This window comes from Sphaerospermopsis kisseleviana CS-549, assembly GCF_028329225.1.
Lineage (GTDB): Bacteria > Cyanobacteriota > Cyanobacteriia > Cyanobacteriales > Nostocaceae > Sphaerospermopsis > Sphaerospermopsis kisseleviana.
Genome location: NZ_JAQMTI010000096.1, coordinates 19,502 through 41,240, shown reverse-complemented (window position 1 = coordinate 41,240; position 21,739 = coordinate 19,502). Strand labels below are relative to the sequence as shown.

At 37.1% G+C, this 21,739-nt stretch carries 23 protein-coding genes and 1 other RNA gene; 14 read left to right on the top strand and 10 right to left on the bottom strand.

The annotated features are described in order from the left end of the window. Window positions 1-118 precede the first annotated feature (118 nt). Window positions 119-631 (top strand): single-stranded DNA-binding protein, encoded by a 513-nt coding sequence (locus PN497_RS07725; protein WP_096565217.1) that lies wholly within the window; start codon window positions 119-121, stop codon window positions 629-631. A 95-nt stretch (window positions 632-726) separates the two neighbouring features. Here the strand turns inward: PN497_RS07725 and PN497_RS07720 are convergent, their stop codons facing one another. Then, window positions 727-1,605 carry an NAD(P)-dependent oxidoreductase gene (locus tag PN497_RS07720; RefSeq protein ID WP_096565215.1) on the bottom strand — a complete coding sequence of 293 codons (879 nt, stop codon included), beginning with the start codon at window positions 1,603-1,605 and terminating at the stop codon, window positions 727-729. Window positions 1,606-1,707: 102 nt separating this feature from the next. On the opposite strand from PN497_RS07720, the gene PN497_RS07715 reads away from it, so the two are divergent. Then, window positions 1,708-1,872, top strand: a complete 165-nt coding sequence (locus PN497_RS07715; protein ID WP_272109877.1) for a hypothetical protein — start codon at window positions 1,708-1,710, stop codon at window positions 1,870-1,872. A gap of 265 nt (window positions 1,873-2,137) precedes the next feature. Here PN497_RS07715 and PN497_RS07710 read toward each other — a convergent pair whose 3' ends face one another. The 3 genes from PN497_RS07710 to PN497_RS07700 all read right to left on the bottom strand — a co-directional run bounded on the left by PN497_RS07710 (window position 2,138) and on the right by PN497_RS07700 (window position 5,512). Beyond that, entirely contained in the window at window positions 2,138-3,391 is a 1,254-nt protein-coding gene (locus PN497_RS07710) for a class I SAM-dependent methyltransferase (RefSeq protein WP_096565214.1), read from the bottom strand. 24 nt (window positions 3,392-3,415) lie between these two features. Then, a complete protein-coding gene (locus PN497_RS07705; RefSeq protein ID WP_096565212.1) occupies window positions 3,416-3,970 on the bottom strand; it encodes a GAF domain-containing protein in 555 nt (184 codons plus the stop codon). A gap of 357 nt (window positions 3,971-4,327) precedes the next feature. Beyond that, entirely contained in the window at window positions 4,328-5,512 is a 1,185-nt protein-coding gene (locus tag PN497_RS07700) for an NAD(P)H-quinone oxidoreductase subunit H (RefSeq protein ID WP_096565210.1), read from the bottom strand. A 380-nt stretch (window positions 5,513-5,892) separates the two neighbouring features. On the opposite strand from PN497_RS07700, the gene PN497_RS07695 reads away from it, so the two are divergent. The 4 genes from PN497_RS07695 (at window position 5,893) to rsmH (ending at window position 8,889) form a co-directional block, all read left to right on the top strand. Next, the gene (locus tag PN497_RS07695; RefSeq protein WP_272109876.1) at window positions 5,893-6,693 is read left to right on the top strand and encodes a hypothetical protein; all 801 of its coding nucleotides are present in this window, start codon (window positions 5,893-5,895) and stop codon (window positions 6,691-6,693) included. Next, entirely contained in the window at window positions 6,686-7,429 is a 744-nt protein-coding gene (locus PN497_RS07690; RefSeq protein ID WP_096565208.1) for an Rpn family recombination-promoting nuclease/putative transposase, read from the top strand. Before PN497_RS07695 ends, PN497_RS07690 begins: the two co-directional genes overlap by 8 nt. Before the next feature lie 246 nt (window positions 7,430-7,675). Next, on the top strand, window positions 7,676-7,906 hold the full coding sequence (locus tag PN497_RS07685; protein ID WP_096565206.1) for a hypothetical protein: 231 nt from the start codon (window positions 7,676-7,678) through the stop codon (window positions 7,904-7,906). Window positions 7,907-7,977: 71 nt separating this feature from the next. Then, window positions 7,978-8,889 (top strand): 16S rRNA (cytosine(1402)-N(4))-methyltransferase RsmH, encoded by a 912-nt coding sequence (gene rsmH / locus PN497_RS07680; protein ID WP_096565204.1) that lies wholly within the window; start codon window positions 7,978-7,980, stop codon window positions 8,887-8,889. 130 nt (window positions 8,890-9,019) lie between these two features. On the opposite strand, the gene ssrS is transcribed toward rsmH, so the two are convergent. The 3 genes from ssrS to PN497_RS07665 all read right to left on the bottom strand — a co-directional run bounded on the left by ssrS (window position 9,020) and on the right by PN497_RS07665 (window position 11,001). Next, window positions 9,020-9,203, bottom strand: a non-coding RNA gene (gene ssrS / locus PN497_RS07675) — 6S RNA. 155 nt (window positions 9,204-9,358) lie between these two features. After that, window positions 9,359-10,519: a 5-(carboxyamino)imidazole ribonucleotide synthase gene (locus tag PN497_RS07670; protein ID WP_272109875.1), complete on the bottom strand. Its 1,161-nt coding sequence runs from the start codon at window positions 10,517-10,519 to the stop codon at window positions 9,359-9,361. Then, window positions 10,510-11,001, bottom strand: a complete 492-nt coding sequence (locus tag PN497_RS07665; RefSeq protein WP_096565202.1) for a pentapeptide repeat-containing protein — start codon at window positions 10,999-11,001, stop codon at window positions 10,510-10,512. The genes PN497_RS07670 and PN497_RS07665 overlap by 10 nt, the downstream gene beginning before the upstream one ends. 435 nt (window positions 11,002-11,436) lie before the next feature. On the opposite strand from PN497_RS07665, the gene PN497_RS07660 reads away from it, so the two are divergent. Both PN497_RS07660 and PN497_RS07655 read left to right on the top strand, forming a co-directional pair. Next, entirely contained in the window at window positions 11,437-11,760 is a 324-nt protein-coding gene (locus tag PN497_RS07660) for a slr1957 family protein (RefSeq protein WP_187039902.1), read from the top strand. Window positions 11,761-11,971: 211 nt separating this feature from the next. Beyond that, window positions 11,972-12,391 carry a DUF29 family protein gene (locus PN497_RS07655; protein WP_096565200.1) on the top strand — a complete coding sequence of 140 codons (420 nt, stop codon included), beginning with the start codon at window positions 11,972-11,974 and terminating at the stop codon, window positions 12,389-12,391. A 221-nt stretch (window positions 12,392-12,612) separates the two neighbouring features. Here PN497_RS07655 and PN497_RS07650 read toward each other — a convergent pair whose 3' ends face one another. Further along, window positions 12,613-14,520 carry a GTPase family protein gene (locus tag PN497_RS07650; RefSeq protein ID WP_096565198.1) on the bottom strand — a complete coding sequence of 636 codons (1,908 nt, stop codon included), beginning with the start codon at window positions 14,518-14,520 and terminating at the stop codon, window positions 12,613-12,615. A 95-nt stretch (window positions 14,521-14,615) separates the two neighbouring features. Here PN497_RS07650 and PN497_RS07645 point away from each other — a divergent pair, with 95 nt between their 5' ends. The 3 genes from PN497_RS07645 to PN497_RS07635 all read left to right on the top strand — a co-directional run bounded on the left by PN497_RS07645 (window position 14,616) and on the right by PN497_RS07635 (window position 16,495). Further along, window positions 14,616-15,113 (top strand): deaminase domain-containing protein, encoded by a 498-nt coding sequence (locus tag PN497_RS07645; RefSeq protein ID WP_096565196.1) that lies wholly within the window; start codon window positions 14,616-14,618, stop codon window positions 15,111-15,113. 63 nt (window positions 15,114-15,176) lie between these two features. Next, on the top strand, window positions 15,177-16,064 hold the full coding sequence (locus tag PN497_RS07640) for a hypothetical protein (RefSeq protein WP_096565194.1): 888 nt from the start codon (window positions 15,177-15,179) through the stop codon (window positions 16,062-16,064). 23 nt (window positions 16,065-16,087) lie between these two features. Beyond that, complete coding sequence (locus PN497_RS07635) at window positions 16,088-16,495, top strand: hypothetical protein (protein WP_096565192.1); 408 nt, start codon at window positions 16,088-16,090, stop codon at window positions 16,493-16,495. A 315-nt stretch (window positions 16,496-16,810) separates the two neighbouring features. Here the strand turns inward: PN497_RS07635 and PN497_RS07630 are convergent, their stop codons facing one another. After that, on the bottom strand, window positions 16,811-17,011 hold the full coding sequence (locus tag PN497_RS07630; RefSeq protein ID WP_137667044.1) for a hypothetical protein: 201 nt from the start codon (window positions 17,009-17,011) through the stop codon (window positions 16,811-16,813). Between the two features lie 62 nt (window positions 17,012-17,073). Here PN497_RS07630 and PN497_RS07625 point away from each other — a divergent pair, with 62 nt between their 5' ends. After that, window positions 17,074-17,946, top strand: a complete 873-nt coding sequence (locus PN497_RS07625; RefSeq protein ID WP_096565190.1) for an SDR family NAD(P)-dependent oxidoreductase — start codon at window positions 17,074-17,076, stop codon at window positions 17,944-17,946. A gap of 368 nt (window positions 17,947-18,314) precedes the next feature. Here the strand turns inward: PN497_RS07625 and PN497_RS07620 are convergent, their stop codons facing one another. After that, the gene (locus PN497_RS07620; protein ID WP_096565188.1) at window positions 18,315-18,893 is read right to left on the bottom strand and encodes a hypothetical protein; all 579 of its coding nucleotides are present in this window, start codon (window positions 18,891-18,893) and stop codon (window positions 18,315-18,317) included. Between the two features lie 54 nt (window positions 18,894-18,947). Between PN497_RS07620 and PN497_RS07615 the strand changes: the two genes are divergently transcribed. Together PN497_RS07615 and PN497_RS07610 are read left to right on the top strand one after the other, a co-directional pair. Then, window positions 18,948-20,453, top strand: a complete 1,506-nt coding sequence (locus tag PN497_RS07615) for a glycosyl hydrolase family 57 (protein ID WP_096565186.1) — start codon at window positions 18,948-18,950, stop codon at window positions 20,451-20,453. A 215-nt stretch (window positions 20,454-20,668) separates the two neighbouring features. After that, window positions 20,669-21,727, top strand: a complete 1,059-nt coding sequence (locus PN497_RS07610) for a permease (RefSeq protein ID WP_096572535.1) — start codon at window positions 20,669-20,671, stop codon at window positions 21,725-21,727. Window positions 21,728-21,739: the final 12 nt, after the last annotated feature.

Genomic DNA, 21,739 nt, shown 5'->3' with positions numbered 1-21,739 from the left:
TTAAAAGAGGGTTTTTCCTGACTCCTGACTTCTGCTATGTGTAATTTGGCTGTTAAGCTAAATTGAGATCATTAATTTCCCGAATATTGTAAAGTTTGAGTTAATAGGAGGAAATACTATGAACAGTTGTATTTTAATGGCAGAAATTTATGATGCTCCCCAACTGCGACACACACCCGACGGTTTGGAAATCACAGAAATGATAGTTCATGTAGCGGGGTTGCGGCCAGATGATCCCTCACATCCGTTAAAAGTGGTAAGTTGGGGTAACTTAGCCAAAGACATTCATCAAAATTATCATCCAGGCGATCGCGTGATCATCGAAGGACGCTTAGGGATGAATACTTTTGAGCGTCCCGAAGGATTTAAAGAAAAACGTGCTGAGTTGACAGTACAACGGATTCATGCTTTAAGCAAAGGTGTACCAACGGATCAACCAGCAGCACAACGTCCCCTAGAGATTGTCAATCATCAATCAAGCAGACCTGCACAAACTCCAACTACAACATTTACAAATCCCGCACCCCAACCAACCACCCCAGAGCCTACCTATCAACCTGTAAGTTCTCAACCTCCATCCTATCAACCCACGACAGAAGCAGAACCCGATCCAGACGACATTCCATTTTAAGGTGATTGGTGATTGGTAATTGGTAATTGGTAATTGGTAATTGGTAATTGGGTTATTCATCTTAACCCTGTCACCTGTCACCTGTCACCTGTCCCCTACTCTCCGCTGGCTTCACCCCATTCTCGAATAGCGGGGAAAACAGAAGAATAATCATCTTCTGGATAGGACATTTTCATTGCTGACTGTAAGATGTGTTTTACACCCTCAATACTGCTGAGATTCAAACCAAGGGATTTAGCTTCAGAGATAAATAAATCTATTTCTTTGATCAATTGTTTGGTGGGTAAGTTGGCTTTGGAATAATTGCCATCTAACATCCGGTTTAGATTTTGATCAAAGATAGGCGCATAAAGTTTACTGTCCCGCAGGACTCGCATAAATAATTCTACATCAATGCCTTGCAACTGGACAAAAGCCAGACTCAGGGCAAAGCTAGTAGTGAGGGAAGCAATGAGTTGATTGAGTGCTAAAGTCAGGGATGCTGCTGATCCTACAGGTCCAATGTATACAGGATCGGGTCCAAAATTTGATAGTAATTTGACATGGCGTTGATATTGTTCTTCTTCACCACCCACCATGACAATTAATTTGCCAGTTTCCGCTTCTGGGATACTACCGAGTACAGGCGCTTCTATGTATTCACCACCAGCCGCAACTACCGCATTTCTGATTTCTTGGCTTTCTTGGGGAGTAGTTGTCCCCATTTGAATGATGCTGCGTCCTGATAAAGTATGCCAAGAAGTATCTGTGAGCAAGACATGATAAATAGCTGCGGCGTTAGATAGCATAAGAATTATACACTCAGCAGAACGAATTGCTTCACGGGGTTTTGTGGCAATTGCTGCCCCTGCTGCTTGTAATGGTGCTAATTTTTCTGGGGTGCGGTTGTAGGCAATTAGCTCTATATTGGCAGCTAATAACCTTTGAGCCATCGGTAGTCCCATCAATCCAGTTCCCAGAAATGCCACCTTCATGTTTCACGTTCCTTTGGTAAATCGTAAGTAAAAAGGGAATTGGTGATTGGTAATTGGTGATTGGTAATTGGTAATTGGTAATTGGTAATTGGTAATTGGTAATTGGTAATTGGGTTATTTATCTTCCCAGTCACCAGTCACCAGTCACCAGTCACCAGTCACCAGTCACCAGTCCCCAGTCCCCAGTCACCAATCCCCAGTCCCCAGTCCCCAGTCACCAGTCACCAGTCCCCAGAAATTAGCCTCCGGCGGCGAAAGTTGCCATAATTACAACTGATAGTAGGATGCCGGGGCTAAGTAGGGTTACTAAGACAATCAGATCATGAGTATTCATAGTTGTTTCTTTGCCAAGGTTTTTAACTTGAAGTAATCACTGTTATCCTAGTCCAAGAAAGACGGATATCAGGATTCACCAAATATAGTTTTAATGTCAGGAGTCAGGATAATTTTAGATTTTAGATTTTAGATTGGAGTTAAGAAAAACAATCCAAAATCCAAAATCCAAAATCCAAAATTGAATCACCAATCCCCTCTACTCTGGTATAGTTAGTCCTTGGAGCGATCGCCTAGTTTCTGTTTCTGTCAATCCTTTGCTTTGCACGAGAACCCCAAAGTTACCTAGTCCTTCTGGGGAGATGAGTTGGTGTAGTGCTTCCCGGCGTTTGAGTAGTTGTGAAATAGACTGTTGTTGATAGGAAAGGGCGGCTATTCTTTCTCCTAAACCTAAAGCCATCAAAAATAAACCTTGTTGTGTCCAACCCACTTGATTTAAACCGCATCTTTTTCCCCATCTTTCTAAAGCTGTAAAGTCAACATGGGCGGTAATATCTTGTTTTCCAATGTTGATGTATGGGTTATTATGATGTCGGTGTTGGTAGTAGCACTGTAGAGTTCCTTGCGATCGCCTGGGATGAAAATAACGACTTGCAGGGTAGCCATAATCAATTGTTAGCACATACCCGCGTTGCAAGCAGTCAGCCACTATACTCAACCAGTCCAAAGCGGCTAAATTAATTTCACTGCGATAACCTTCTTCATAAGCATTTTGGCTGATGTCAATCCCCACTAACTGCAAATATTCTGCTAACTGCGGTGTGGATGCTTCCCCAACAACTTCGATAAATTCAATATTTGACTTTTTCCCTAACCCCTCTCCTACAAGATGAGGGAAATTATTGTTATCCCCCTTCTCTTGTAGGGAAGGCGGTTGGGGGGTTAGGTCTTGGGATGTAGTTACATAAATTTCTTGCAGTTTTCCCTCTGCTATGGTGAACTGATGCACAGGAAAAGCATCAATTAATTCATTAGAAAAAAAGCAACCTATGATTGAGTTAGGTGTGATTTCTTCTAAGTTTAACCAGCGCACAGAAAATTCCTGTAATTTTTGTTGTTGTTCCTGTCTTAAACTGGGTGATTTCTCAATAATAATATATTCTATGACATCAAAAAAGTCTGAATAATTAATTTTTAGATAATTGAGAATTTGGGAAGCTAAAACACCTATTCCTGCTCCCATTTCTACCAGATCAAAAGATTTTGGTCTATCTAAATTTTCCCACATTTGGTAAAATTGAACAGCCAGTAATTCACCAAAATCATCACATAAACTCGATGAGGTAAAAAAATCACCACCTTGAAAACCTATGTTAACTGCATTACTGGAATAATAGCCTTGGTCTGGGTGATATAACACCATGTCCATGTACTCAGCAAAGGTAATGCGTTTTTGGGGACTGGTGAGAATGTGACTGGCTATAGTTTGATACAATGCGGGGTTAGAATCCATAAAAAATCAAAAATTTAACTTTCTTTAACTCTCTAAAATCTTAGAGTTTGTTGCTAAAGTTTGCGCCCCTTTTTGCATAATTTCAATATCTGCTTTTGACCATACACGAGAATTATGGCATTGATGAGCTACCAGCAAACCCCATAAACCTCTAGGGATAACAATTGGTACAACTAAGTTAGCACGTACTTGGATACTACGCAGAAAATCTTGATGACAAGGATGAATAGGTTCTAATTCAATATCAGCGATCGCTCTGATTCTTCCATCTAAATACAAGGTCGCATATTCATTATTAAAGCAATTATCTGCTCCCTTTGAACCTAAAATTGATAATTTTTTTGAAATTAAAGATTCAAATGTTACTTGACCGTGCCATTGCTCGTAGAAGTAATAAATAACTACGCGGTCAACCTGTAAAGCTTCTCTAATTTGATGTATGGTTTTGCGGATTAAATTATCTCGATTAATCTTTTTTATCAGACGATCCAGTAGAGTTTGTAAACCTTTTTCAATATGTTGTTGGTGCTGATGTTGATTTTGAATACTTTCAAATTGAGCTTGAGAATGAATTTGCACAGGTTTCAGGTAAAAACTACATAAAAATTGTGTTGATTTATATAGTAGCTTATCAGCAAGTTGAGAGAAAATAATTAATTTACAAATTCAAGAATTTTTATAATCATAAATTCTCCTACTTAGATATTTTTTGCAAAACATTAAAATCAACAAATATTTTTGTTGAAAAATGAAAATTTATTAAGAAACAAAACATTTTTTCATTATTTGAAATGTTAAGTTATTATTTTTTGTAAAACTTTAAATTTCTTAATATTTAGAGATAAAAAAATATAGATAAAAAAATATAGAGATGCAATAAAACACACCTCTATATATAAAATAAATATCAAACTATCTATGACGTAATGGGAAAGCTTATCTATCCACAGAACCCATAATTACGTCAATACTACCGAGAATAACCACAACATCTGCTACCTTCACACCACGTAACAAAGAGGGGAGAATTTGCAGGTTATTGAAGTCTGCGGGGCGAATTTTCCACCGCCAGGGGAAGACATTATTATCACCTACCAAATAAATTCCCAGTTCACCTTTACCGCTTTCTACACGGGAGTAAATTTCACCAGAGGGAATTTTGAAGGTGGGAGCAACTTTTTTAGCAACATACTGATAATCAAACGCATCCCATTCTGACTTTGGACCAGCCATCATTCGTTTAGCTTCCAGGTTTTCATAGGGACCACCGGGTAAACCTTTGATAGCTTGTTTGATGATTTTTACAGATTCCCGCATTTCCCGCATCCGCACCATGTAACGAGCGAGACAATCACCTACGGTTTCCCACTGTACATCCCAGTCGAAATCATCGTAACATTCATAATGGTCAACTTTCCGCAAATCCCACTTCACCCCAGAACCGCGTAACATTGGACCAGAAAGACCCCAGTTAATCGCTTCTTCACGGGTAATAGTCCCAATACCTTCGATACGACGGCGGAAAATAGGGTTATTGGTAACTAAGCGTTCATATTCGTCAACTTTGGGGAGGAAGTAATCACAGAACTCTTCACACTTATCTACCCAACCATAAGGTAAATCAACAGCTACACCACCCACACGGAAATAGTTGTTATTTACCATGCGATAACCTGTAGCCGCTTCCCACAGATCATAAATCATTTCCCGTTCCCGGAATTGGTAGAAGAAGGGAGTTTGAGCGCCTACGTCTGCAAGGAAGGGACCAAACCATAATAAGTGGTTAGCGATGCGGTTTAGTTCCAGCATAATTACACGGATGTAACTAGCGCGTTTGGGAACTGTAATACCTGCTAATTTTTCTGGTGCATTGACTGTCACCGCTTCGTTAAACATCCCCGCTGCGTAGTCCCAACGGCTAACATAGGGAACATACATAACGGTGGAACGGTTTTCAGCTATTTTTTCCATCCCCCGGTGTAGATAACCAATGACTGGTTCACAGTCAACGACATCTTCACCGTCTAAGGTCATAATTAATCTCAGAACCCCGTGCATTGAAGGGTGGTGAGGACCCATGTTTAGCACCATTGGTTCAGTGCGGGTTTCTATTCTACTCATAGATGTGGTGTTCTCCCGTTGTCAACAGTTTGTATTGAACCACCAAGATGCTAACCAGATACAATTTACTGCATCTGCTAATTTTCAGCTTGTCAGGATAGCAGGTTTGGAGTTGTACTTGATGTTTTATTTTGTCTTGCTTCTTCAATTATTATAGGGATCTGGCGATTCAAGGGATTGTGAGTCTGGTTTTTTTATTTTCTCTTTGGTTGTGGGGTGGGGGGAATTTTTGACGGGTGGTGTTGTTTGTGTCTAAGTTTTATTAAGGTTTGGGTGGTTTTGCTGGGTTTGAGATATATTTATTTTATCGTTGGGCTAATTAATTTTTATGGCTCACGCAGAGGCGCAGAGTCGCAGAGAGAGAAGCAAGAGTTTTTATTATGAATTATTTACAGGTTTATATTCAAGAAGTTAGTCAGGTTTATCAATCTCAAAATGCTACTGAGCATAGTTATCGTCCTGCTTTGAAGAAGTTAATTGAGTCTTTGGATTCGGGGATTCAAGCTATTAATGAACCTAAACGTATTGCTTGCGGTGCGCCTGATTTTGTGGTAAAAAACGGTGTTTTGGAAGTTGGTCATATTGAGGCTAAGGATATTGGCGTTTCTCTGAATAAGGTTGTGAAAACTTCCCAAATGGCACGTTATTTTGATGCTTTAGGTAATTTGATTTTAACTGATTATTTAGAATTTCGTTGGTATGTCCAAGGTGAGTTAAGGTTATCTGCTTCTTTGGGAAGTATTTATAAAAGAAAAACAATTAAAATTGATGATCATGGTATTAATGAAGTTGAGCAACTTTTCCGGCAGTTTCTATTAACTAAAGTTCCCCAAATTACTACACCGAAGGATTTAGCTAAACGGATGGCTGGTTTAGCTCAATTAATTAGGGATGCAATTAAGACGGCGTTAAATGATGATGATCAGGGGGGTATGTTACGTCAACAGTTAGAATCTTTTGAACGGGTGTTAATTAAGGGTTTAACTGGTGAACAGTTTGCGGATATGTATGCTCAAACTATTTGTTATGGTTTGTTTGCAGCAAGATGTAATACTGGTAATGTGCAGACTTTTTCACGGGAAACGGCAGCTTTTAAGTTACCAAAAACTAATCCTTTTTTAAGAAGTATTTTTGGACAAATTGCACACGATATTTTACACATTACTGCAAAATATGCCTAGTGTTTTATTTGAACTACTAGAACAGTCACCTACACTAGCTTTACACTACGAATTTTCCTCTGTGGAAATCAAAGAATTAGCGCGACGAATAGATGGCTTATTTTTACCCAAATCAGAATATCCACAAGATCCGATTTATTTTGTAGAAGTACAATTCCAAAGTGATGATAATTTATACTGGCGATTAATTACCGAAACGTTTCTTTACTTAAACCAATATAAACCTCAAAGAACATGGCAAGCAGTTGTATTATGGGCAAATCGGGATCTTGATCCGGGAATACCTTTAGCATATCAAAGTTTACTCACTGCTGGACTAATCCATGTCATTTATTTAGATGAAATAGTTGATACATCATCTTCAATAGGTTTAGAAATTATTAAATTAGTAGTTGCTCCTGAAGAGGAAGCTATCCAACAAGCAAAAAGTTTAATCAATTTGGTGAATAAAGCAGATGCGGCCAAGGGTCGAAATCTTTTAGAATTAGTAGAAAGAATGTTAGTTTACAAATTCTCATCCTATAGCCGTCAGGAGTTAGAAGCAATGTTTGGATTAACAGAATGGCAACAAACCCGATTTTATCAAGAAGTAAAAGAAGAAACAGAGTTGGAAACTAAGTTAAAAACTATTCCTAAACTGTTAAATGAGGGGCTAAATCTAGAACAAATTGCGCGTATACTTGAGTTAGATATCGAGGCGGTAAAACAAGCAATTACAAAGCAAAATAATAAATAGACATTGGATGAATAAATCAGGTGGTGATACAATTTGATGGGTTTATTCAGAAAATTTTTATAACTCAAGTTGGTGCGTTACGTTATCACTAACGCACCCTACTAACTATCATGTCGGAGACTATTAAGATTATGGAAGATGTTGATAAAATTATTGATAAATACGGTAGTTTTACGTTAGAATGAGATTGTCAATCAAAACAAATCTGCCTACGCGAAATAAAAACATCAAGGTGGGACATAATTTATGCAAGAATTAATGAAAAATCCTTCATCTTGGCTACCCAATGGAATAAACCTGAATCTTGCAGATCAATTTCGTCCTTTTTCTTTTACAGAAGATTTACAAGTTCGTTTAGAAGAACTTTTAGAAAAGAATAAAGAAAATTTACTAAATTCTGATGAAAAAGCAGAACTAGCTGGTTTATTAGAATTAGAAAGGATTTTTAGTTTTATTAACACTAAACTGGCTTCTTAGGAGAATTAAATTATCTGCGTTTAATTATTAATGATTTTACGTCAAATAATAATCATCACTTTAATAAATTAATGAATACATCAGATTTACAAACCCCCATAGATTTAGATGAATTTACTTTTTCCCATATTCCTGTTTTAAGTCAGGAAGTAATTACAGGTTTAAATATTCAACCAGGTGGAAATTATTTAGATTTAACTGTCGGTGGTGGTGGCCACAGTCGGTTAATATTAGAAAGTGCTGAAAACACAAAAATTACCGCAGTTGATCAAGATTTGGATGCTTTAAAAGCTGCACAGGAGAATTTAGCAGAGTTTGGAAATAGGGTGAATTTTATTCATAGCAATTTTGCTAATTTTCAATTTCCTGCAAACACTTATGATGGCATTTTAGCAGATTTGGGCGTGAGTTCCTATCATTTGGATAACCCAGAAAGGGGTTTTAGTTTTAGAAATACTGCTAATTTAGATATGCGAATGAATCAACAACAGTCTTTAACTGCTGCTGATATAATTAATGAATGGGATGAACAAGAATTAGCGGATATATTTTTTAAATATGGTGAAGAAAGACTTTCTAGGAAAATAGCGAAGAGAATTATCGAAAAGCGTCCTTTTCAAACTACTACAGAATTAGCAGATGCAATTTTTTATTCTGTTCCTCCTAAATATCGACATGGAAGAATACATCCTGCAACTCGCGTTTTTCAATCTTTAAGAATTGCGGTTAATGATGAGTTAAAAGTATTGGAAACTTTGATAGAAAAAGCACCTCACGCGCTGGTTACTGGTGGTAAAATTGCCATTATCAGTTTTCACAGTTTAGAGGATAGAATAGTTAAACACGGTTTAAGAAACTCGGAGTTATTAAGAGTTTTAACTAAAAAACCGATTATTGCAACAGAAGAGGAAATAAAAAATAACCCGCGTTCTCGTTCTGCTAAGTTGAGAATAGCAGAAAGAAAAAACCCAGCAGGTGAGTAAAATAAAAATCTTGTGGTAAAAATCTTGTGGTACGGGCATCTTGCCCGTTATGATAATAATAAATAATAAGATCCCCGACTTCTTGAATAAGTTGGGGATCGGAAATGTTTTTAGTTTTTAAAAACTGTTTAAGTTCACCACAACGCCGTTTTACCTAAGTTTATGACCTGGGTAAACCAGGTGGGAACGGGTGTTGCTTGTTTAAAGTTTCCGAGTGCAAGCTCGGTTTACTGCCACAAGAACGAATTGGTTCCCTTTTCGTTAAAGACATAGATCAAAAAACTTGAGGGCAGTCACCAACGTCGTAGTGTAACTAATTCATTATAACTGTGAAAACCGATTTGTGTAGAGGGTAATGAAAAAATTTTTTAGTTGTCAGTTATGGGTGGTTATTTTACTCTATTCCCAGTCCCCAGTCCCCAGCCATGCACTGAGCTTGTCGAAGTGTCCCCAGTCCCTAGTCACCAATTTAAACAGGATACCAAATAGATTCTATCTTCTGAATGATGGACTCTATAGCATCTCGGTTTTGCTGTTCTAATAATACTGTGATATGTCCAAGTTTACGACCGGGACGAGATTCGGTTTTACTGTACCAGTGCAGGTAAGCATGGGGAATATTTGCTAATTCTTGTCTTTGCTGTACATAATCGCTGTATGATTTTTCATACCCTAGCAGGTTAACCATCACAGCACCAGCACAATGTAAACTTGTATCATTCAAAGATAACCCAGCAACTGCTCTCAGGTGTTGTTCAAACTGGGAAGTTGTACAAGCATCTATGGAAAAATGACCAGAGTTATGAGTTCTGGGTGCAATTTCGTTAATGAGTATTTTACCATCAGCGGTGATAAATAACTCAATGCCAAACACGCCGACTACATCTAAACTATTTAATATTGTATGAGCGATCGCATTAACTTCTGCTGCTTGCTCAAAAGTAATATCCGCTGGTGCGATAACTCGACGACAAACTTGTTGTTCTTGTTGGGTTTCCACCACTGGATAAGTGACTATTTCCCCAGTCACAGAACGCGCTGCAATTATAGCTAATTCTTTGGTAAAAGGGACAAAAGCTTCTACTAAGAATTGTGTATTACTGGCATTAACTACTTTTGACAAAGTAGCCAAATCATGGATAATAAAAGTTCCCTGTCCATCATAACCATGTCGTCTGGCTTTGAGAACAACAGGAAACCCTAAATATTCTATTTTTGAAGCTATATTTGAAGCTATATTTTCAGAAATTTCTGATTTTTCGACAGCGAAAAAATGGGGAACTGGTAATTTTAAATCCTGAAAATAGCAACGTTGATGATATTTATCTAATAAAGGAGATAAAGCAGCTAACCTGGGACGGAAACAAACACCTTTCTTCGCTAACAAAGATAAAGCATCTAAGTTAACAAATTCATTTTCAAAGGTGATGACATCGCATTTTGTAGCTAAAATTTCCGTGGCTGCTGCATCATCAACTGCGGCCAAAATGGTATCCTTCGCAATAGATACAGCGGGATCATTTTTGCTAGGAGTTTGTACTATTAATTCTAATCCTAGTTTTTTGGAACTATCCCCCATCATCCAGGCCAGTTGTCCACCACCAATTATACCAATACGCTTTATCGACATCCTAACGACTCACGAGTTTTAACACCAGTTTGAGAATTGACACCACTAGCTTTTTGACATAGCTCTTTAATTTGCGCTCTATCTAAAATTGCATCACTAAAGTCTGCACCTTCGATGTTAACATCAGTAAAAACGGAACGCAGCAAAATAGCTTCTAACAAAACGGCATCACTTAAATCAGCCCCATTTAATTTTACTTCATTAACCATCGCATTGGTTAAATCTGCTCCATGTAAATTTGCTTGTGTCATCACGGAAGCACTCAAAACCGCTCCCCGCAAGTCAGCACCAGTAAAATTAGCCATTTCTAAGTTAGCGTTAGAAAACTCCGCAGCTTGTAAATTTTGTCCTGAAAAGTCATGTCTTCCCAACTCTGCATTACTAAATGATAGGGGATGAGTCCAGTCCACCGCTATGGCTGGAAATGCTACACACCAGATCATAACCGCTAAAAGCAATGGTAAACCTTTTCGCAAATACATCATTTCTTAACTTCTTAACTAATTGTAATGTTTCATGTGTTTCAGTTTACCTCATTATCTTGAGAAGGATATAGGTTTTGCTTAATATTTTTTAATGTGATTTTCTTGTCTTCTGGGAAAGAGTCTTTAAATTCTCTCGAAAGTTTGATAAATCAATTCTTCCTGAAGAAGTTAGCTAATACTCATCTTTTAATTTACATTTATTGATATTCATTAATTCAAGTAAAGTTTATTATCTTTTGTTGCCAACCATCTCTATTCCCTGCTAGTCTTTTGACTAAGAGCAGCAACATTAATTGCTGCACTCAAATTTTCGATTAATTTAACTATTATGGCATTAAGGTTAATTCTATAGCTATCTGTTAGCTGGTTAGGAATCTCTGTTCAATCTATATTCATTGACGACTCAAACTGAAAAATGGAATTTGTATGTTCATGATCAATCATTATTCTATCGAATGGATCGAAGCTTGGTGTATGGAAAACGGCTGGACAGATTTATTTATGGAACGTCGTGGTAATTATTGGGCGTTTCCTCCTGGGGGAGTCATGCCAGAACCAATTCCGGTTCATGTTTTAAGATTAATTAAAGAAGAAAATGGTTTAACAAATGATGAGTTATTTTGGTCAATAACGGCTGTAGTTATTACCATTTTATCTGTGATTTATACCTTTGTTTTTAAGTGTCCCATGCCTTTGGTTTTTGCTTTTGCTTTTAATGCAGTGACGGTGGCACAGCTTGAGCCGGAATATGATTAGATTATTAATTTTTTTTGTAAGTATTATTCTCGTTTCTTCTCGTTACCATACTCTGTATGGGAATGAATTTTAGAAGGCTCTGCCTTTTGTTAAATTAGAGTCAGAGACTCTAGGATGGCATTCCCAGTCTCTGACTGGGAACGAGATAACGAGATATAATAGAGCAGTTATTAATTTTATTAGCAATTTATTAGTAATGTCACAGTGATTTATGGAAGAATTATTAGAACTCAGAGAATTAGTTATTACAGGCAACTTAGAAGCTGCCCTAAATTTAATAGATGAATTAGAGGAAATGAGCAAAGAAGATAAAATTAATAAGATTTATAGTTATTGTGTCATTTTGTTAGTTCACTTAATTAAACAACATTCAGAAAAACGCACAACTAATTCCTGGGATGTTTCTATTCGTAATGCGACGGATGCAATTATTAGAGTTAACAAACGTCGCAAAGCTGGAGGTTATTATTTGCATAAAGAAGAACTAGAGGAGATTTTGTTACAAGCTTATGATCGAGCTTTAGATAATGCTGCTTTAGAAGCTTTTGGGGGAATTTATGATGGATTAACTTTACAAAATATGATAGATCAAGAATTGATTATCAAGCAAGCTTTAGATTTTATATTTTAATTCTTTTCTCGTTTTCTCGTTATCATACTCTGTCTGGGAATGAATTTTAGAAGGCTCTGCCTTTTGTTAAATTAGAGTCAGAGACTCTAGGATGGCATTCCCAGTCAGAGACTGGGAACGAGATAACGAGATAAAACTTAATTCTGACACCTGTACGGGCGAAGCATTCGGGCGACCAATTATCAATTTTATGAAAAGGCTATTTTCCGAATGCTTCGCCCCTACGACTCTTGACTCCTGATGTAATAATTAAATCTTTCTTGCATTTGTTCAATGGTTAAATTCTGAGTCCAATATTCTATTAAAGCATGACCAAATGCCCAAGCATTACTATCTGGTGTACCAGAATTTTCTAATAACAAAGGCCAAAGAGATAATAAATCAAAGTTGCGTGATTTTTCCCTATCTGTATTTAATAGGGGAAACAGTTCATAGGCGATTTGCAATTTACCAATAACTATCGGTAATTGTTCAACGGGTATTTTTTCTGCTAACAGATAAGCAAGGGTTGGTGAACCTGTTGATAAGGTAGAAATAAATTGCAAAACTGGACTTTTTAGCAGTGCGGTAAGTCCTTGGGTTGTTGCCATTTGAAAGGTGTAATTATCAATGATCTTCGCAGATTCGGTAATGCGGGTTTCTAAGTTGCGTAAAAAGCGGGTGAGGCGTAATTGTTTAGCAGGATCTATTTCTGATAATAATCCTAACGATAATTCGTCTATATTCCAAGCATTGCGCCCTGTTTTTACATCAATGGTAACAATTGGGAAAACCAAATTAGAGAATCTTCCTAACAGTTCATTTCTATATTCTGTCGCTTCTCTGATGGAAATCTCTTTTGGTTTATTTCCCGTTTGCCAATTATATGGAGGTTGCCATTCACGGATAGGACGTAATTTATCTACTTGGGTGACAATGGTAATGATGGGTACATCTGCGACTTCTTTTTTAATGTCTTGGAGAAAGTCTACATCCATTTGTAAAGCGGGATCAAGTGCCGGAGTTACTAATAATAATAAATCGGCTTTTGTGGCATAATCAATGACTACATCCCGCAAATCATCGCGTTTTACTTGTTCATAACCAGGAGTATCACAAAGATTGAGAATTTCTCCGGTTTCTGTTTGCCAATGATAGGTTTTAATTTCATCGGTGCTGGGTAAAACGTCAACTGCTGCTAGTTCACTTTGAAAAAGTGTATTGATTAAACTGCTTTTACCTGCACCATTTCTACCGACAATAAGAATGTTAACTGGCTTTTGTTCTACTTTTTCTGGTGGTTCTGCTTGGGTGAGAATATCGCGCAGGGTTTGGGTTTTAGGTTGGGGTAGGGTGGGGGTAGGTAATTCAATTTTAGTTCCTGCATAAAGGGATATTGCTTGTTTGCATAAGTTCCGCAAAGCTGCTTCTCTTAATACTTGATTTAGGTTAATTAATAATTCTTGAGAAGCGCGATTACCAATACCTTCACTGGCTTTTTTGGCTACCGCAGCCACAGGATTTAAAAACCATTTAGCGAAATTCCAAGCTTTTAAAAATTTGCGTGCAGATGGTTCTAATTTACGGTAAACTTCATAAGCTTGATAAGTTTGTCCGACGGTAACTTGATTAAGAACAGGGGATAATTTTTGCATCCATTTATCCATGTCATCCACAGTACCACGAATAAGTCCATAGACTTGGGGAATGTAAATATTTAAAAGTGGATATTTAACTTCTGGGTTATAAATTTGAGCGATCGCAATTACTAAATTTTGACATCTTTGCCAGAAAGTTTGCAAATCTTCCCAAATTGGACGATCATTTTGAGCATCATTGAGGACTTTTTGCAATGCAATTTCTATTTGTTGGGTTTTGTCTTTTCCAGTGGATACATCTATATTATTATCGCTGCTAGATTCTAATTCTTTTCTGACTTCAGCAAAGACATTTTCAATTTGATTCACAACAGGTTTTGTCCATTTTACTAATAACCATCTCCAGCCTACAAATACAATGGTAAATATACCCCAAATCCAATTTATTCCCCAAGCGTGAATTTGCATTCCTGCGGATATGAGGAGGAAGGTAATAATGATTGCTATTGGTGAGATGAGGATGATCAATTGCCAGAGTTTTAAACGTACCATATTTTGATACCTGTTTGATTGTGGATGCTGAATTAGTGAGTTATTATTTATGTTATCAGGGAAATAACACCTCATACTGGTGTTAGTATCGTGACATGAAAAATACGGAAGAAAATTTTAAAGATGGAGAGGAAAATCCAATTAAGGAAAGGTTGCGAAAATCTGCTGCTCAAATTAGAGCAAAATACTTGAAAAGAGAATATCCTCACAGCAATGTTGCAGTTGCTGAAATAAATCTCAAGGGTGATGTTGTTTTTTGCGTAGGTGCAACAGCTAAAGGAGGCAACAAAAGTCCCATTCCTCAAAAACCCAAGCCAAAGTCAGAAGGAGGCCAATTTGAGCCAACAATTGACCCTTATAGTGGATACTTAATGGATACAGATTCAGAATACAAAGTATTCTCGGAAATTGCAGATACTCTGGAAAAGTTATATGATATTCATGTAGAAGGAACTATCTATCTTTACACTGAAAGACAGCCCTGCCAAAGTTGTCAAGGAGTTATTAGCCAATTTAACGAAAAATTTCCAAATATAAACCTACCATTAGAACAAGTATTTTGGGATTATCCCTATCCGCCTATTCAGGCATAAGAACATACAGTATTAATATGAATAATAATGCTTAATATGATAATATAAAAGGAGCAAAAATTTATGATCTTGGCAAAAGTAAAATCCATAAATTTTCAAAATTCTTCATCAGATGAGATTCCTCTCCATCTCCAAGTTTTATTTAACAAAATAAAATTAGAACATTATGCAGAACTATATGAGCCAGAATCCAGTGGAAGAACTTCACTTGATGATACTATCAATGAAGTTTTAACATCAATGCGGGATAGTAACGAGACATTAACTCATCTACGCTATCTCTGGATGACGCTAATCTTAACTCTAGTTGTAGAGCCTACTTTAAAATACTATCAGCCAAAAAATTTGCTACCAAAACGTATTATTAATTTGTTAGCAAGTAGAATTATCGCTATAATTATTAGTTCAATTAATAATACCAAAAATCATATCAGTGAGCTTAGTACCGAAGAATTATTGAAAGCTATCTCAAAAAATCGTAATTTTTATATTGAGAAAGAAATAGCAAACTTTCAAATACTTGATGAAGCACTAGATGTTTTTGATAATGCAGTTCGAGTTCTTAATTATGATCAGTCTGTAGAAGCAATTTTAAATATTTTAGAAGATTGCCTAGAAGGTTATGCCATTTTTCCAGGTTCTCAAGGGAGACGTGAGTTATTTAACTGGTGGTTATTAGATGTCGTACCCGCTAGTTATAATTTATTACCTCCTAAATCATTTTATGTAGTAGAGGGAGTAAGAAATAAAGAAGAAATTAGATCGCGTCAAAGTCGGTTATTAGCAAAAATCAGCAAGAGAATTAGATCCTATTTACCAGAGTTAATCTTAGAATTCAAACAACACAATAATTACATCTTTCCTACTCCTGGAAAAATAAATCGTGCTGCATTAAAAAATAGTGGTAAAATACAATATCAATCAAAAAATCCTCAATTAGCTTATTCTTGATAGGGAGTTAAATAATAATTCGTATGAGTGAAAAAAAAGACAACAACCAAGACTTAATAGGTGCATTGGTTCAATCTCTCCAAACTGGTAACTTTGACGAAGATGAAGAAGAAATTGCGACAGAGAAAGAAAGCTATGGAGAAGAATATATAACTCAATTACAAACAGCGTGTAAAAATTTCCTCAAAAAAGAGACTTTTGAAGTTGGACAATTAGTTAAATGGAAAGAATATCTCAAAAATAGGAAAATACCTTATAAAAATCAGCCAGCTGTTGTTGTAGAAATTTTAGAAGAACCAATTTTATCAGATGATGATGAATCCGGTAGTCCCTATTTTCGAGAAAACCTAGATATCATTTTAGGAATATTGGTGGATGATAATGTATTTCTAACTTTTTACTATGATAGTAGAAGGTTTGAATCTTACTAAAAATAGCAACTAAAGTTTAATTACGGTTATATACATCCTATTGATAATCGTAGGATGTATATTTAGTATTTACATGATTAAAAATAACATCAAAGAATTAAATAATCAAATTTCTATATTTTATTATCTTCATCTAGACGCATTTATCTGCGTTTAATCACTATCAAAATCCTACTCCCTCCAAATATCAAAGAATCAACACAGGGATCACATGGTATTAATAAAACCTTATCTCTCTAAAATACCGCATATATAATATAACCTTGTAAAGAATTGTTAAGAAATTCTTATTAAAAAATATTGCAATCCCTTGATTTAGTTGCTAGTGTGTGTAGTGGCAACATACTGGTAAAAGCTCGGATCAAAGAGAGGTAAAACCGATGCGCTGTATCCACTCTGCCAATGAACTTCAGTTTTGAGAAAACCATCGTCAAAACGAGAAATTTCTACCTTGTCAGCAAAAGAGGGGTATTGCAGATGAGTAACAGAAAAATCTCGTGTGAATAGAATTACCATTCATCGTCTTACCCAGAGATAGGAAAAGAAAGGGAAGGCGGAAAATTTGGAGGTAAAAACCGATGAATATTCAAGGTAAAGTTGCTCTAATTACGGGGGCCTCTCGTGGCATTGGAAGAGCGATCGCATTAGAATTAGCCCAGCAAGGAGTAAAGCGGTTAATCTTGGTAGCACGCGATCGCCAAAAATTAGCCGAAGTCGCCCAAGAAATCGAGAAATTGGGAACCGAAACCACAATCATTCCTTTAGACTTAACCCAACCAGTCAGCGTGAATATTGCGATCGCCCAAATTTGGAAAAATCACGGACCGATACACCTGTTAGTTAACTGTGCCGGGATCGCATACCAAAACTCATTTCTGCAAACAAAACTTCCCCAAGTGCAAGAAGAACTTTCCGTCAACCTATTGGGAATGTACACCCTCACAAGTTTGATAGCGCGACGCATGGCCAGCCAAAAAGAGGGAACAATTGTTAACGTTTCCAGTCTCATGGGTAAAGTAGCAGCACCAACAATGGCCACCTATTCCGCCACCAAATTTGCCATTTTAGGATTTACCCAAGCGTTGAGACGGGAACTAGCAGAACACAACATCCGCGTTGTGGCCTTACTTCCCACCCTCACAGACACAGACATGGTGCGCGACTTAAAACTATTTCGCGGTGTTACCCCCATGACACCCCAACAAGTAGCCCAAACCCTGATCATCGGACTGCAAAAAGACAGATCAGAAATATTAGTTGGATGGCAATCTCATTTAGCAGTTTGGTGTCAAAACCTAGCCCCTTGGTTACTAGAAATAGTATTACAACTAACAGCACCAAACAAACAACCTCAAACCAACATCATCAAGAATTTCATCACAAAAATTCAACACTTTAGCAATTCGTTGTTTTCTAGAAATCGTCTAGCTTTTGGAACTGCCCGCAAGTAATTGTCAATAACTCCATCCCCCTTAATACCACCTCTCTGAAACACAACGCCTTAACTTTACAGCAGTTTTCATGTATTTAAACCACACTCTAAATTAATTTCTTTCTGACTTTGCACCCTTGCTCCTTTGTGCCTTTGCGCGAAACCTGAATCAAGATGTGGTTCATTTACCTGAAAATAGCTGTAATTACTTAAAAAATTTCTACTTTGCGAACTTTGCGAACTTTGCGGTTTATTTCATAAATTAGTAATTTAGTAATTACGCAAAATTATGAAACAAAGAACCACAAAGGACACAAAGCACACAAAGGCAAGAGAGCTTCAGAAATAGAAAAAAGCCCCCCTTTTTCAGGGGGGTTGGGGGGATATTCAATTAATTTTCCTTTTCAGGTAAAACCGAAAATAGCCAAACCAATAAAATACATTAACCGCAACCAACAAACCCGCACCCCAATAAGTGTGAACACCAGGAAATAAATAAATTGTTGCCCCCAAAACCAACAAAATTTCTACAAAAGCAGCAATGCGCCCATAATGCTTAACATCCCAATAAGACACCGGACTAATAAAACGATAATTACTAAAAGGAAAAAAGTGACGATGTGCATCATTATTATGAACAGGAAAATCTAACAAAGAGTGCAACACCATACTAATAAAACCAACCTCAATTATTTGCCAATTTCCAAAATGGGCAATTAAAACACCCAGCAAAGCTAGAGGAATGGAATGAAACGTACTCACAATAAATTGCCAAAAAGGTTGATAATAAACCTCAGACCAAATCTGCCGTTCTGGTAAACGGTAAACAAACTTCATCAAAAAATAGAACACAAATATGGGAATATCAGGAAGGATTGCACCGATGATAATAGCTGGACTTGCCTGAGTGCGTAATTGTTGATGAAAAATCACCAGATTTATAATTGCATGGCTTGGGGTATTCATTGTTAAATATCAGTGCAAAATTGACAGTTATACCTGATTTTGGAAAAAACGAAAATGTTGAAATTACCATCTAATCTATCAAATTTACCCGAAATCATTGATAATTTACCAAATATATCAGGTTGGGAAAAAGAAGTTATATCTGTAGTCAACCATAATCAACCTGTATTTTTACCAACAACAAATATCAAATTAGCAGATGTAAAAGCGGTATTTGCGATCGCTCTCCATATGCACCAACCCACTATACCAGCAGGATATAATGGTTCACTGATCAGCAACTTGCAATATATGTTTGAACACCAAAACGAAGGAGACAACCACAACGCAGGACCATTCGCTTATTGTTATAGTCGCATGGGAGAATTTATTCCTGAATTAGTCCATCAAGGTTGTAATCCCCGTGTCATGTTGGATTATTCTGGTAATCTATTATGGGGACTGCAACAAATGGGAAGAAGTGATATTTTAGAAAATCTCAAACGTATCACTTGCGATCCTACCTATCAGCCTTATGTAGAATGGTTGGGAACAATGTGGAGTCATGCAGTCATTCCTTCCACACCCATAGCTGATCTTAAACTACACATTATTGCTTGGCAACATCATTTTGCAGCAATTTTCGGATGGGAAGCACTAGCAAGAATTAAAGGATTTTCACCCCCAGAAATGCACCTCCCAAACCATCCAGATACCCTATTTGCATTTATCAAAGCCCTCAAAGAATGTGGTTATCGTTGGTTATTGGTGCAAGAACATACAGTAGAAACAATTAACGGTGAACCTTTGAATTATAAACATTTACCACATCAATTAATTGCCCGTAATTCCCAAGGAGAAACAATAAGTATTACCGCATTAATTAAAACCCAAGGTTCAGATACTAAATTAGTTGCCCAAATGCAGCCATACTATGAAGCGAAAACTTTAAATAAACAACAATTAGGAGATGTTTTAATACCGCCAATCGTTACTCAAATCGGTGATGGTGAAAACGGTGGTGTAATGATGAATGAATTTCCTGGCGGTTTTAAACAAGCTTGGTGGGATATGTTAGAAAATGGGGGAGGTAAAAGTGGCGTTGTCGGTGTTTGTGGTACAGAATATTTAGAATTACTAGAAGTTGCTGGTTGTCAACCAGAAGATTTTCCCCAATGTCAACCCATCGGACAACATCAAATTTGGCAGCGAATAGCTATAGATAATTATCAACCGGATGCTGTGGAAAATGCTATTCAAGCAATCAAGAAAACTAACCCTAATTTCCATGTTGACGGCGCATCATGGACGAATCATATTAGTTGGGTGCAAGGATACGAAAATGTGTTATCTCCCATGTATGAATTAAGTAATTTATTTCATCAAAAATTTGATCACCTGTTGTCAAATACATCAGATAAACCTGTAACTAGAGAAACCCACTACCGCCAAGTTTTATTACATAACCTCTTGTTACAAACAAGCTGTTTTCGTTATTGGGGACAAGGAGCGTGGACAGATTATGCAAAGGAAATTTACCAACGTGGTCAAAATTTACTTGAATATCCCCCTAATAAGTAATCAGACAAAATTAAATTCACTCGTTTTATGGTGATCTGAGGTAGCAGTGTAAAATGTAAAGTTAGGTTATCGTTTAAAAAGCTGACTGCTCAAGACAGACGGCTAAATGCTGACAACGTTGCATTTGATCCCCGATTGATCCCCGTTTCTTCCTGATTTAGATAAAATGACTAGGCATAACTCCAAAATTCCCAACCGCTGTTGACTGCGACATGATGATCAATCAACTGAACAATGGTTTCACCCTATTTCTGAGTCTGCTAGTCGAGGCCATGCCTTTTTTGCTGCTAGGGGTGTTATTTTCCAGTTTGCTGTTATTTTTTATTGATGAGCGCAAATTGGTAAATATAATGCCCACAAATCCCCTGCTGGGAGCTTTGTTTGGCAGTATGATCGGCTTTTTATTTCCAGTGTGTGAGTGCGGTAACGTGCCAGTGGCACGGCGATTATTAATGCAAGGAGTACCCACACCAGTAGCCATAGGCTTTTTACTAGCAGCACCGACAATTAACCCAATTGTGATTTGGGCAACTTGGACAGCATTTAGAGATCAACCAGAAATAGTAGTGTTAAGAGTCGTATTGTCCTTAGCGATCGCTACAATTATCGGTTTTGTTTTCAGCTTCCAAAAAGATTTAAGTCCTTTCTTGCAACCGGCGATCGCACGTTATCTGAAATTTAATCCCCCCACTCAAGCCGAACCTAAAACCAAGAGAAAACGTTATCAGTTACAAGAAGAACCATCGGTTAGTCCCCTGTTACAATCAGGAACTTATATTCTTGGTGGCAAAGCAGGTATATCTACAAAGCTGGGTGGAAATTTAAACCAGGCAAATATCACAACTTCTACCCCAAATAAACTTTTTGCAGATAAACTCCGTCTAGTATTGGATAATATAGTTCAAGAATTACGGGAATTAGGCGGAGTGATGGTAGTAGGAAGTGCAATAGCAGCCGCAATTCAAGTATTAGCCCCCCGTGAACTCATCCTCAGTCTAGGTGCAGGTTCAATTACCTCAATTCTGGCTATGTTGGTACTAGCAGCAGTAGTATCAATTTGTTCCACTGTCGATTCTTTCTTCGCCCTATCTTTCGCCTCAACCTTTACCACTGGTTCTTTGTTAGCTTTTCTAGTATTTGGACCAATGATTGATATCAAAGGTGTTGGATTGATGTTATCAATTTTCAAACCTAAAGCTCTATTTTATCTATTTGCTTTATCCGGACAATTAACACTTTTATTTACCTTAATTTTGAATTTGCACGTCATGTAAGCCAGTCATGTA